General features: G+C 64.1%; 10 protein-coding genes. 9 read left to right on the forward strand and 1 reads right to left on the reverse strand.

Annotated features, from left to right (window positions below; genetic code table 11):
• Nucleotides 1-251: 251 nt before the first annotated feature.
• On the reverse strand, nucleotides 252-2,213 hold the full coding sequence (locus tag ABYB95_RS08280) for a helix-turn-helix domain-containing protein (protein ID WP_372658001.1): 1,962 nt from the start codon (nucleotides 2,211-2,213) through the stop codon (nucleotides 252-254).
• A 280-nt stretch (nucleotides 2,214-2,493) separates the two neighbouring features.
• Between ABYB95_RS08280 and ABYB95_RS08285 the strand changes: the two genes are divergently transcribed.
• From ABYB95_RS08285 to ABYB95_RS08325, 9 genes are all read left to right on the forward strand, one after another.
• Nucleotides 2,494-3,285 carry an SDR family oxidoreductase gene (locus tag ABYB95_RS08285; protein ID WP_372658002.1) on the forward strand — a complete coding sequence of 264 codons (792 nt, stop codon included), beginning with the start codon at nucleotides 2,494-2,496 and terminating at the stop codon, nucleotides 3,283-3,285.
• 47 nt (nucleotides 3,286-3,332) lie between these two features.
• Entirely contained in the window at nucleotides 3,333-4,571 is a 1,239-nt protein-coding gene (locus ABYB95_RS08290) for a branched-chain amino acid ABC transporter substrate-binding protein (protein ID WP_372658003.1), read from the forward strand.
• A 132-nt stretch (nucleotides 4,572-4,703) separates the two neighbouring features.
• Nucleotides 4,704-5,645 carry a branched-chain amino acid ABC transporter permease gene (locus tag ABYB95_RS08295; protein WP_372658004.1) on the forward strand — a complete coding sequence of 314 codons (942 nt, stop codon included), beginning with the start codon at nucleotides 4,704-4,706 and terminating at the stop codon, nucleotides 5,643-5,645.
• A gap of 4 nt (nucleotides 5,646-5,649) precedes the next feature.
• Nucleotides 5,650-6,945 (forward strand): branched-chain amino acid ABC transporter permease, encoded by a 1,296-nt coding sequence (locus tag ABYB95_RS08300; RefSeq protein WP_372658005.1) that lies wholly within the window; start codon nucleotides 5,650-5,652, stop codon nucleotides 6,943-6,945.
• Nucleotides 6,942-7,697, forward strand: coding sequence for an ABC transporter ATP-binding protein (locus ABYB95_RS08305; RefSeq protein ID WP_372658006.1), 756 nt, complete (start codon nucleotides 6,942-6,944; stop codon nucleotides 7,695-7,697). Before ABYB95_RS08300 ends, ABYB95_RS08305 begins: the two co-directional genes overlap by 4 nt.
• Entirely contained in the window at nucleotides 7,694-8,413 is a 720-nt protein-coding gene (locus ABYB95_RS08310) for an ABC transporter ATP-binding protein (RefSeq protein WP_372658007.1), read from the forward strand. The genes ABYB95_RS08305 and ABYB95_RS08310 overlap by 4 nt, the downstream gene beginning before the upstream one ends.
• Nucleotides 8,414-8,448: 35 nt before the next feature.
• A complete protein-coding gene (locus ABYB95_RS08315; RefSeq protein WP_372658008.1) occupies nucleotides 8,449-9,390 on the forward strand; it encodes a 3-keto-5-aminohexanoate cleavage protein in 942 nt (313 codons plus the stop codon).
• A 43-nt stretch (nucleotides 9,391-9,433) separates the two neighbouring features.
• Nucleotides 9,434-10,336: an SDR family NAD(P)-dependent oxidoreductase gene (locus tag ABYB95_RS08320; protein ID WP_372658009.1), complete on the forward strand. Its 903-nt coding sequence runs from the start codon at nucleotides 9,434-9,436 to the stop codon at nucleotides 10,334-10,336.
• Between the two features lie 174 nt (nucleotides 10,337-10,510).
• Nucleotides 10,511-12,220, forward strand: coding sequence for a tannase/feruloyl esterase family alpha/beta hydrolase (locus ABYB95_RS08325; protein WP_372658010.1), 1,710 nt, complete (start codon nucleotides 10,511-10,513; stop codon nucleotides 12,218-12,220).
• Nucleotides 12,221-12,229: the final 9 nt, after the last annotated feature.

A 12,229-nucleotide genomic window follows, 5' to 3' on the forward strand; every position in this document is an offset into this window, starting at 1 on the left:
CCGGATTTGCAGCCCCATAGCCCGGCTATGGGGCAAAAAGACGGTAAAAAATGGACCGCTGCGGGCGATTTGCAGCCGACGCTTCTTCTGCCGCGCAGGCTCCTAGAGGTCCGCACAGGGGTGGCTGCCGCTGCCCCTGCAGGGGGGAGCCCAGGCACCGGTTGTGTTACATAGTGTTTCAAATTGCCGGTGTGGGCGCTGATCGGCCATTCATAGGCCCAAACAGGCCGGGTGCCATGCATCCCAGGCAACTACTGGCCGTTGCTGAGTACCCAGAGACGAAGTGCGACATGGAGTTCGAGGGCGCGCAGGGCATTTCCCCAGTGCCCCACCAGCCCCTCAGCGGTGCTCAGGCGTTGGCGCATCGTATTCACATGGATGCCCAGTCTTTCGGCGGCGGCTTTGGCGTTCTGGTTGCAGTCGAAATAGTCCAGCAAGGTGGCCGCCAGGCTGGAGCCGCGCTTGTGGTCGTAGGCGCGCAGCGGGCCGATGGTGGATTCGAGGAAGGCCTTGAGACTGGCTTGGTCGTGGGAGTCAAAGAGCGTGGAATACAGCGCCAGCTCGTTCTGGCCCACGACATGCCCGCCCAGCCCGATGCGGTCCAACACGGGTAGTGCGCGTCGCAGCGACGCGTACAACGCGGGAATTTCCGATGGCTGCGCAAGGGGCCGCGACAGCACCCCCAGGTATCCGGTGCCGCAGAGCTGCCTGGCGACTTCTTCGACCGAACGGCGCACCTCGTCCGCCCGTGTCGTGGCGCAAAGAACCGTCAAGACGCCATCGATTTCATCGAGCAAGGCGGTGGTTGGCAGGGGGCTGGAACGCATGCGCCGGATCAAGTGGCTCGCGTCGGGCGCACGGGCCTGCATGAGCAGAATCGAGGTGGGTCGTGTCAGGTCCAGTCCAAAATGATCGGCGCGCTCGCACAGTTGGTTCAGATCGTCCTGGCGGGGCGATAGAAGCCCTCGCAACAGGTTGGATTGATCCCGGCTCTGGGAGGCCTCAGCGCGCTCTCGCGAGAGCAGCACGATGCCAATGATGTTGGCGCTGCGTTCGAAGGTGCGGACGGCCACGCTGTCCAGGGGCTCATGGCGAAACAGCAGCATCGATCCGAGCACATCGTTGCCGCCGATCACGGCGTTGAGTCTGCAGGATTCATCTGACGTCTCGTAAGCCAGTACGGATCGACCGGTGCGGCGGCTGTTGCCCAGGGCCTTCATGAGGGCGTCGCTGTGGTTGCCATGGGGGTCGTGCGCGGCCGCGCCCGGTCCCGCATATCCGTCTGCGGTGCCTCGGCTAACGATCTGACCGACCTCATCGAGCACCAGCACATCGCCTTGCATGATCTGCGCGACCGCCTGGCAGATGGTGGCCAGTGGGGAGCCCTTGGCCAGCAAGGAGGTCATCTGATCGTGCGCCTCCGCTGCCGCCTGCACGCTGCGGCTGTGGCGCTCCAGTTCAGAGTGGGCGGCCTCAGAGCTGCGCAGTGCGGCATTGGTCTGTTCGAACGCCATGGCGTTCTTGATGGCGACGGCCGCGTGTGTGGCCAGCGTGCTGAGGATGGAAATGTGGTGTGTTGTGTGGGTGCGGTTGTAGCGGTCTGCCACGAAGAGCAGGCCGATCACTTCACCCTCCCACAGCAGCGGCACGCCGACCACCGCTGCGATGCCTTCGTCGCGGAAGGTGGAGTCGAGCTGCGGATCGTGGGGAAACCGCGTGTCGTGCAGATAGTCCGTCGTCGTGAATGGGAGCGCCGTCTTGACAACCACGCTCACGATGCCGCGGTCCCGCGCGGCCAGCATCGCGCCGGTGCCCTTGGACAGTGCGCCGTCGCTCGCGAGCACGTGGAAGGCGTCAAGGGCAGGGTCGTAGGCGGACAACCACGCCACCTGCGAGCCCAGCAGGCGCCGGGCCCGCGAGACCACCGTGCGCAGCAGTTCGGGAAGGTTCAGCCGGCTGGAGAGATCGCGTGCCGATTCGATCACCGCCAGCATGCCGCTCTCGCGCTGTTGTTGCACATCCAGGCGGTTGTGGGTCGCCATGGCCATGCGCACCAGCTCGATCAGATCGGCTTTGCGTGAAGTGGCTGCTGGCAACACGTCCACCCGCGTCAGCAGTGCGGACAACTCCTGTGGCGTGGTGCCCCTGTGCAGAAGCCGGACAAGCTCTTCACCGAGCCGTTCGGCCACATCGGCATCCATTGCAATGGCCATGTGCTGTTTCTCCAGTGGATACGGGTGGGCGTTGGGAGACGCGCAGCCTAGCAGATTGCAGGCCGCCAGTGGGCGTCGGAAAGCGGTCCATCCATAGGGTTTTCACGGAGTATTTCGGCTACATGTCAACCGCGTTCGAAGTGTTCTTGGGCCACATAGATCGAAGGGCCCATATCGGGAACAGTCTCGGGGTGCGCTGAGGTTTGGACCAGTCTGGTTCTGCCGCTGCGGGCCAGTACATGCCGCAGGGCATTCATCAGCCGAGCAAACCCGATCTGACATGACCATCTTGAATTCACTTGTGCCACAGCCCGGCCTCCGCGTTCTGGTAACCGCCGGTGCCAGCGGCATCGGCGCCGCCATCGCACGCGCCTTCAGCGAAGCAGGGGCCCGCGTCCACGTATGCGATATCGACCGTGCGGCCATCGATCGCCTGACCAGCGCAGCGCCTGGGATCACCGCCAGCGTGGCCGATGCTTCTGACGAGCGAGACGTGGGTCTGGTCTTTGAAGACGTGATGGGCAGCTTTGGTGGGCTCGATGTGCTCGTCAACAACGCAGGTATTGCTGGGCCCACCGGTCCGATCGAGGAGCTGGACGTCGGGCAATGGCAGCGCACCATGGACGTCAACCTCAACAGCCATTTCCTCTTTGCCCGCGGCGCTGTTCCCCTGCTCAAAAAATCCACGGCCAGTCCTTCCATCATCGCCATGAGTTCGGTGGCCGGGCGGCTCGGCTACGCGTACCGCACGCCCTACGCCTCGACCAAGTGGGCCATCGTGGGCCTCATGAAATCTCTGGCCATTGAGCTGGGTCCCAAAGGGGTGCGTGTGAATGCCATCCTGCCCGGCACCGTCGAAGGTGAGCGAATGAGTGGCGTGATCGCCGCCCGGGCGGCCACCACCGGCACCAGTGTGGAAGCGATGCGCGAGGAATACCTGCGAAAAATTTCCTTGCGCTGCATGGTCACCGCCGAAGACGTGGCGGCCACCGCGCTGTTTCTCTGCGCCCCCGCTGCCCGCCACATCACCGGCCAGGCCATCAGCGTGGACGGCAATCTCGAGTACCTCTGAAAACCTGCAACCGGTACGTATCCACCATGTCCATAAAAGGAGACTTCATGAAACTGTTCCACCCTGCCTGCATCGCTGCTGCCTGTATCGCCGCCAGTGGCGCCGCGTCCGCCCAGACGGTCAAGATCGGCGTGATCGAGACCCTCTCAGGTCCGCAAGCCGCCTCTGGCCTCATGTACCGCACGTCTGCGCGTTATGCGGTTGACCGCATCAATGCAGAGGGCGGCTGGAATGGCCAGCCCGTTCAACTGCTGGAATACGACAACCAGGGTGGACCGACCGGCGCGGCCGACAAGCTCAAGGCCGCCATCGCCGATGGCGTGCACATGGTCGTGCAGGGCGCGTCGTCGGCTGTGGGCGGGCAGCTCACGGAGGACGTGCGCAAGCACAACCTGCGCAACCCCGGCAAGGAAGTCGTGTATCTGAACGTGGGCGCCGAAGCCCTGGAGTTGACTGGCGAGAAGTGCCACTTCCACCACTTCCGCTTCAGCGGCAACGCGCAGGTGCGCACCAAGGCTCTGGTGATGGCCATGAAGGAGGCGGACGCCCTGGGTACCCGGGTCTATGCCATCAACCAGAACTACTCCTGGGGCCAGGACATGGAGAAGGCCGTCGTGGACAACGCGAGCCGCGGTGGCTACGAAGTGGTCGAGAAGACGCTGCACGACGTCAACCGCATCCAGGACTTTGCGCCCTATGTGGCCAAGATCGGTGCAGCGAAGGTGGACACGGTCATCACCGGCAACTGGTCCAACGACTTGCTGCTGCTGATGAAGGCCACCCGCGCCTCCGGACTCAAAGCCCGTTTTGGCACCACTTTCCTGGACCAACCGGGCAATATCGCAAACGCGGGCGATCTGGCGGTGGGCCACTTCATCGCACACACCTTCAACGCCGAAGCCGGTGGCGCAGAGGGCGACAAGTTCGCCAGTGATTTCCGCGCGAAGACGGGCATCATGCCGGCGGCCACGGACGCACAGACCGTTTTTGGCCTGCTCATGGTGGGCGATGCCCTCAAGCGCGTCAAACCCGAAGGCGGTCAGTTCAGTGTGAACGCGCTGGCCCGCGCACTGGAGTCCACCAAGATCACCACGCCGCTGGGCGAGATCAGCATGCGCGCGGAAGATCACCAGGCCCTGTTGCCCATGGTGGTGTCCACGGTGTCGAAAGACGCCAAGTACAAAGTGGACAACACGGACATGGGCTTCAAACCGGTGAAGCGCTTCGCGGCACAGGAGGCCGCCACGCCGGCCCAGGCCAGCTGCAAGATGCAGCGCCCTGCCTGACCGGATCTGACCGGACAGGCGACTTCCACTCGGGCGCCCTGGCGGCGCCCTTTCCCCTCTTTCTCCAACGGTTCCCGGCGGGCGCTTGTGCGCCCCGTTGCGACCTCTATTTTTGCTGGGACGCCCACACCTATGGACACCCTCATCGTTTCCCTGTTGAACGGCGCCATCTACGGCTTGCTGCTGTTCATGGTTTCAGCCGGCCTGACGCTCATCTTCGGGATGATGGGCGTGCTGAACTTCGCCCATGCATCCTTCTACATGCTGGGCGCGTACTTCGCCTATTCGCTCAGCGAGGTGCTCGGTTTCGTATGGGCGCTGGTGGCCGCCACCGTGCTGGTCGGTCTGGTGGGCGTGGTTGTTGAGCGCTATTTCCTGCGCCGTGTCCACCACCACGGCCACGCACACGAGTTGCTGCTGACCTTCGGTCTGTCTTTCATCATTGCAGAGCTGCTCAAGCTCTTCTTCGGCAACTACCCTGTCAACTACAGGGTGCCGGCCTTCCTCGACTTTTCCGCTTTCGCCATTGGTACCGCAAGCTATCCAGCCTATCGGATATTCATGGGCTTGGTGGCGGGCGCCATGTTCGCCGTCATCTATCTGCTGCTCACGCGCACGCGGGTGGGCATCGTCGTGCGCTCGGCCATCTACAAACCCCATATGGCCGAGGCGCTGGGTCACAACGTGCCACTGGTCTTCATGAGTGTCTTTGGTGTGGGCGCGGCGCTGGCGGGCCTGGCCGGTGCGGTGGCGGGCGCCTTCTACACAACCAACCCCAACATGGCGCTTGAGTTGGGGGTGATGGTCTTCGTGGTGGTGGTGGTCGGTGGCCTGGGTTCGCTGGAAGGTGCCATGCTGGCCTCGCTGTTGATCGGTGTGATCACCTCGCTGGCGGTCTCGGTGGACGCGAGTTTGGCCGATCTGCTGGGCGTTTTCGGCGCCCGAGCCTGGGCGGAAGACATCGGTGGCCTGCTCACGCTCGAACTTTCCAGCTTGGCGGCGACGCTGCCTTTTGCGTTGATGCTGCTGGTCCTGCTGGTTCGGCCATCGGGCCTGATGGGCGAAAAGGCCTGATGCCATGAATGCTCGCACTTTCACACTGGCTGCACTGGGTCTGGGCTTGATCACTCTGCTCGGTCTGCCCTGGCTGCTCTCCATGGGGCTGCTCAATGCAGCCATACAGATGCTGATCGCCGCTTTGTTCGCGTCGGCTTACAACGTGGTGTGCGGCCAGGCCGGCATGTTGTCCTTTGGCCACGCCGCCTATTTTGGTGTGGGCGCGTTCGCCACCGTGCATGCAATGAATGCGCTGGGCGGCGCGGGCCTGGTACCCACGCCGCTGCTGCCACTGGCGGGGGCCCTTGGCGGGCTGTTGGTGGGCGGGGCGGCCGGCTGGTTTTCCACCCAGCGCACCGGCACCTACTTCGCCATGATCACCCTGGCCATCGCCGAGCTGCTGCATTCCATCGCGCCCCACCTCAAGAGCGTGTTCGGGGGAGAGGCCGGCGTTTCCAGTATGCGCATGCCGTCCTTGGGGCTGGGTTTTGGTTCCACCACGGAGGTCTACTACCTGACCCTGATCTGGGTGCTGGCCTCGCTGTTGTTGCTTTATCTCTATACCCGCACACCGTTGGGTCGTCTGGCCATGGGCCTGCGGGAGAACCGGCACCGCCTGGCCTTTCTGGGGTACGACGTGCACAAGCTCAGCGTGCTGGTGTTCGCGTTGTCCGCCATGTTCTCGGGTATCGCGGGCGGACTGCAGGTCGTCAGCAACGAGGCGGCCAACTATGTGCTGTTTGAAAGCACCTTGTCGGCAGCGGCCGTTCTCAACACCTACATCGGTGGCGTGGGCACGTTTCTCGGGCCTGCATTGGGCGCGGCGCTCATGACCTTCTTCGGCTACGCGGTGTCCGACCTCACGCAGTCCTGGTTGCTCTACCAGGGCATCCTGTTTGTGGTGGTGATGATGTTCATGCCCCAAGGTCTGGCCGGGCTGATCCGTGGCGCGGTGTTGCTGTGGCGCCGGGTGGGACCGTGGCGCGTGCTGCCGGTGTTGCTGGGTTTCTTCAGCGCCACCATGTTGCTGGCCAGCGGCACCGCCTTTCTGGTGGAGATGTTGCGGCGCTTGTTCTCGCGCGACTACCGCGCGATGTTGAGCGCCGATCCAGCGGTCCCCTGGCCCCCGATCCCGCTGTACGGCGTCGAATGGGCGCCCGCCGCGTTCCTGACCTGGGCCATTCCGCTGGTCTTGCTGGTCGTGGGTGGTGTGCTCGTCTACTTCACGCGGCGTCAGCTGCAAGCCGTCCAGGACGAACGTCCGGTTGGCGGGGCCACCGCCTCCACGTCCGCTTTACCCATGCAGGAGTCCGCATGAGCGAATCCATTCTGTCCCTTCGCGGCTTGAAAAAATCCTTCGGTCCTACCGAGATCATTCGTGGGGTCGATCTGGACCTGCGGCAAGGGGAGCGGCACGCCTTGATCGGTCCCAACGGCGCTGGCAAGTCCACCGTCTTTCACCTGATCTCGGGCAACCTCAAGCCCACGGCCGGTGACATCCTTTTCCAGGGGAAACGTATCAACAGCCTCTCGCCCCAGGCCGTCAACCGCCTGGGTCTGGCGCGCTCGTTCCAGATCACCAACCTCTTTCCCAAGCTGACCGTGTTCGAGAACCTGCGTCTGGCGGTCATGCGCTCACATGGTCTGCAGTACTGCTTCTGGCGGTTCATCGACCTCAATCAACGGGTGCGCGACCAGACGGAACGGCTGCTGGAGCAGGTGCGTCTGCAGGCCAAGGCGCAAATGATGGCCGCCGAGCTGTCGTACTCCGAACAGCGCTCGCTCGAGATCGCCATGACGCTGGCTTTGGACCCACAGCTGATCCTGTTGGACGAACCGATGGCGGGCATGTCCAACGATGAAACCGCTTACACCGCCGAGCTGATCTGCGAGCTCACCCGGGGCCGTACGCTGTTCATCGTCGAACACGACATGCAAGTGGTGTTCTCCATCAGCGACCGCATCAGCGTGCTGGTCTATGGCCAGGTGATCGCGACCGGAACGCCCGACGAGATCCGCGACAACGCGGCTGTGAAAGAAGCCTACCTGGGCGAAGAGGTGGCGGCATGAACCCCGACCAGGCACTGCTGAGCGTGCAACAACTGCACGCCCATTACGGCAAGAGCCACATACTGCATGGCGTTTCCTTCGAGGTGCGTCAGAACGAAGTCGTCAGCCTGCTGGGGCGCAACGGATCCGGTCGCTCGACCACCATGAAGGCACTCATGGGCCTGGTGCCGCCAAGCGCGGGTGAGGTGCATCTGCAAGGGAGAAACCTCACGGGGCAGCGTCCCTTCGTGATCTGCCGCGCCGGTTTGGGCTATGTGCCCGAGGAGCGCGAAGTCTTTGCCAATCTCACGGTGGACGAGAACCTGCGCATGGGCGAGCAGCCCGCAGTTTCGGGCGCGGCGCGCTGGACAGTGGAGGAAATGTTCGACTACTTTCCGCGCCTGCAAGAACGCCGGAACACCAAGGCGGGCAGCCTCTCGGGCGGTGAGCAGCAAATGCTCACCATCTGCCGGTCCCTGCTGGGCAACCCCTTGGTGCTGTTGATCGACGAACCGACCGAAGGCCTGGCCCCCAAGATCGTTACCGCCGTGGGCGAGTGCATCCAGGACATGCACCGGCGCGGTGTGTCGGTGGTGCTGGTCGAGCAAAAGCTGGCCATCGCGCTGAAAGTGTCCACACGTGTCTGCGTGATGGGGCACGGGCGCATCGTCTTCGAAGGCTCGCCGCAGGCCCTGATGGCCGATGAACAGTTGCTGTCCGACTGGCTGGCCGTATGAGGCCTGTCGCCATCCCCACCCCTTCCAACCACACCATGGAGAGCACTCTGAACAAGGTCATCATTTCCTGCGCCGTCACCGGCTCGGTGCACACGCCCAGCATGTCGCCCTACCTGCCGTTGACGCCCGACGACATTGCGCTTCAGTCCATTGAAGCAGCAGAGGCCGGGGCGGCCATTCTTCATTTGCATGCACGCAACCCCGCCGACGGCAGCCCGACGGCGGACCCGAAGGTGTTCGACCAGTTCGTGCCGCGCATCAAGGCCGCCACCGACGCGGTGATCAACATCACCACCGGCGGCAGCACCCGCATGACGCTGGAAGAGCGCCTGGCCTACCCGCTACAGGCCAAGCCCGAGATGTGCTCGCTCAACATGGGCTCGATGAACTTTTCCATCCACCCGGCTGCCAACAAGATCCAGGAGTGGCGCCACGGCTGGGAAAAACCCTATATCGAAGGCATGGAAGACCTGATCTTTCGCAACACCTTCCGCGACATCAAACACATTCTCAAGCGCTTGGGTGAGGACTGCGGCACGCGCTTCGAATTCGAGTGCTACGACGTCGGGCACCTCTACAACCTGGCCCATTTTGTGGATGAAGGCCTGGTCCAGGGGCCGCTGTTCATCCAGTCCATCTTCGGCATCCTGGGCGGCCTGGGGCCGGATCCGGAGAACCTGTACGTCATGAAGAGCACAGCCGACCGCTTGTTCGGGCGCGACGGCTACCGTTTTTCCGTCCTGGGGGCCGGGCGCCACCAGATGTCGCTGCTCACCATGGGCGCCGTGATGGGCGGCAACGTGCGCGTCGGTCTGGAGGACAGCCTGTACTTGGGCAAGGGGCAACTGGCCCATTCGTGCGCGGATCAGGTGCGCAAAATCCGCCGCATTCTGGAAGAGCTCTCGCTGGAGGTCGCCACGCCCGCCGAGGCCAGGACGATGCTGGACCTCAAGGGCGCACACGCCGTCGCCTTTTGAGCACAGCACAGCACACACAAACATCCATCTGAAGAGGAAAACTATGAGCAAGGTATTGCAGAACAAAGTAGCCATCGTCACCGGCGCGGGCGGAGGCCTGGGGCGCGCCCACGCCTTGGAGCTGGCGCGGCACGGCGCGCGGGTGCTCGTGAACGACTTGGGCGCGGACCGCGAAGGCTCGAATGCCCGCGCGGTGGTGGAGACCATCCGGCGTGCGGGGGGCGAAGCCCACGTCAACGGCGGCGACGTGACCCAGTTCGAGCAGATGCAGGCCATGGTGGCCCAGGCCATGGACGCCTGGGGCCGTGTTGACATCCTGGTCAACAACGCCGGCATTCTGAGGGACAAGTCGTTCGCCAAAATGTCGCTGGACGACTTTCGCCTGGTGCTGGAGGTGCACGTCATGGGTTCGGTGCACTGCACCAAGGCGGTGTGGGAAACGATGCGCGAGCAAGGCCATGGCCGCATCGTCATGACCACCTCTTCGTCGGGGCTGTACGGCAGCTTCGGTCAGGCCAACTACGGCGCCGCCAAGATGGCCCTGGTCGGCCTCATGCAAACCCTGGCCCTGGAGGGCATCAAGCACGGCATACGCGTCAACTGTCTGGCACCCAGCGCCGCCACCGGCATGACCGAGGGCATTCTGTCCGAGGGCGCGCTGGCGGGTCTTGGGCCTGAAAAGGTCAGCCCCGGCCTCATCGCCTTGGTGGACGACGACGCGCCGACACGCATGATCCTGCTGGCCGGTGCGGGCAGCTTCGAGAGCGCCCACATCACGATGACGCAGGGCATTTGGGTGGGTGACGCCGGCGACGCCGCCGAGGCGCTGCGCGGCCAGCTTGGACGGGTGCAGGACCGTCGCGGCGAAGTTGTGCCCGCTTCTGGCTGGGAGCAGTACCAGCACGAATTGACCAAGGCCGGTCTGGACGACCGCGTCAGCGCCTAGGACCCTGCGCGGCAGACGAAGCGTTGCGGATCAAAAACGCCCTGGCGCACGCGCACATGGACTTGGTCCCGGCGGTGTTCACCGTGCACATAGAAGCAAGGCCCGATCGCCAACAGACTGTCTGCGGGCGCCTCCGCCGTGAGCCGCTCGATATCCAACCCATAAGGAGACAAGATGAGACAGTTCAAGTACATCACCGGCCCAGGTCGGTGGGGATGCATGCTGGCGGCCAGCACGCTGATCGCTTGCGGTGGCAGCGACCCGGCAGAGCCCGTCCCTGTCGCTCAGCCATTGAGCTGCGCCCAGCTGGTGGGACACGCGATCCCCGCCTCGGCCATTGCTTTGCCGACCTCGGGCGCCAGCGTGCAGACCGCCACGCTGGTGGCGACCAGTGGCAGCGGCGCAGCAACGATCCCCGAACACTGCTTGGTGGTCGGGCGCATTGCCCCGGTCGACGCCACGGCGCCCGAGATCCGCTTCAACGTGGCGCTGCCCACCGCCTGGAACAACAAGGCGTTGATGTTCGGTGGAGGTGGCTTCAACGGCTCCATCCCCAACATCCGGGGCAACGTGCCCAACGGCCCCACCGATCAGGCCACGCCCATTGGCCGTGGCTATGCCACCTTCGCCAGTGATTCGGGCCACCAGGCCAACGGCTTCGGTTCGCAAGACGGGTCCTGGGGCACCAACGACGAAGCGGTGCGCAACTTCGGCGGCGACGCACTGAAGAAAACCCACGACGCGGCCAAGCACATCATCCGCGCGCGCTACGCGGCCAGCCCGGGCAAGACCTATTTCGCCGGTGGCTCCACCGGCGGTCGCGAGGCGCTGGCGGCGATCCAGCGCTGGCCGGCGGATTGGGATGCCGCCATTGCCTGGTACCCGGCCTGGAACGACGCCGCTGCTTTGCTGGGCGGGCACCGCACCAACATCGCGCTGTCCCAGCCCGGCGCCTATCCGAACACACCCAAGCGGGTGCTGGTCTACCAGGCGGCGATGGAAGCTTGCGATGCGCTGGACGGTGTCACGGACGGCCTCATCAGCTATCAGCGGCAGTGCAATGCCGTTTTCAATCCATCCGTGGCCACCGTGGGCGGCCAGCCGTTGCGCTGTCCAGGGGGCTCGGACACCGGCGACACCTGCCTGTCCGATGCGCAAATCCAGGCACTCAAGGTCATGAATACCGGGACGGTGTTCAACTTCCCGCTGGCCAGTGGCGAAACCCACTACCCCGGTTACAACGTCTGGGGCGCCGACCTGGGCATCACCAGCAACCCTTCGCCTTTGCAGCCGGTGGTGACCTTTTTGGCCCTGGGCACCAGCCAGCCGGCCATGCCGATGCCGCGCTCGGCGCCTTACGTCAGCGTGCTGGTCGATCAATGGATCAAGTACTCGGTGACCCGGGACGCCACCTTCAACTCCTTGCTGCTAGACCCCGAAAATCCAGGTCCTTGGGCCAGCCGCATCAGCGAACTCAGCCGACAGCTCGACACGAGCACCGACATTTCGGCTTTTGCAGCGCGTGGAGGCAAGCTGCTGCTGGCGCATGGTCTGGCCGACGTTTTGGTCAGCTCGCGTGCCACGGAGATGTACTACCAGCGACTGCAGACACAAATGGGGACCGATCGTGTGCGGTCTTTTGCGCGGTACTACGAGGTGCCCGGTCTGGGCCACGCCGTCAGCACCGTGTTCAATGCCACCTGGGACTCGTTGACCGCGTTGGAGCAATGGGCCGAGCAAGGCGTGGGCCCGTCGAATCAGGTGACGGTGGACACCGTGGGGGTGCCGGGCCGGTCGCGGCCGCTTTGCGACTATCCCAAGTGGCCCAAATACGCAGGGGCAAACGATGTGAACGCAGCGGCATCGTTCACCTGCGTTGAATAAGGTCTAGGA

This window comes from Hydrogenophaga sp., assembly GCF_041633695.1.
In the GTDB taxonomy this organism is placed as follows: Bacteria; Pseudomonadota; Gammaproteobacteria; order Burkholderiales; family Burkholderiaceae_C; genus Hydrogenophaga.

Bases quoted from the DNA above. Each gene is read 5' to 3' on its own strand.
- ABYB95_RS08305 (WP_372658006.1), top strand. From the start codon at position 6,942: ATGAGCGAATCCATTCTGTCCCTTCGCGGCTTGAAAAAATCCTTCGGT.
- ABYB95_RS08320 (WP_372658009.1), top strand. From the start codon at position 9,434: ATGAGCAAGGTATTGCAGAACAAAGTAGCCATCGTCACCGGCGCGGGC.
- ABYB95_RS08315 (WP_372658008.1), top strand. From the start codon at position 8,449: ATGGAGAGCACTCTGAACAAGGTCATCATTTCCTGCGCCGTCACCGGC.
- ABYB95_RS08325 (WP_372658010.1), top strand. From the start codon at position 10,511: ATGAGACAGTTCAAGTACATCACCGGCCCAGGTCGGTGGGGATGCATG.
- ABYB95_RS08295 (WP_372658004.1), top strand. From the start codon at position 4,704: ATGGACACCCTCATCGTTTCCCTGTTGAACGGCGCCATCTACGGCTTG.
- ABYB95_RS08310 (WP_372658007.1), top strand. From the start codon at position 7,694: ATGAACCCCGACCAGGCACTGCTGAGCGTGCAACAACTGCACGCCCAT.
- ABYB95_RS08280 (WP_372658001.1), bottom strand. From the start codon at position 2,213: ATGGCCATTGCAATGGATGCCGATGTGGCCGAACGGCTCGGTGAAGAG.
- ABYB95_RS08300 (WP_372658005.1), top strand. From the start codon at position 5,650: ATGAATGCTCGCACTTTCACACTGGCTGCACTGGGTCTGGGCTTGATC.
- ABYB95_RS08285 (WP_372658002.1), top strand. From the start codon at position 2,494: ATGACCATCTTGAATTCACTTGTGCCACAGCCCGGCCTCCGCGTTCTG.
- ABYB95_RS08290 (WP_372658003.1), top strand. From the start codon at position 3,333: ATGAAACTGTTCCACCCTGCCTGCATCGCTGCTGCCTGTATCGCCGCC.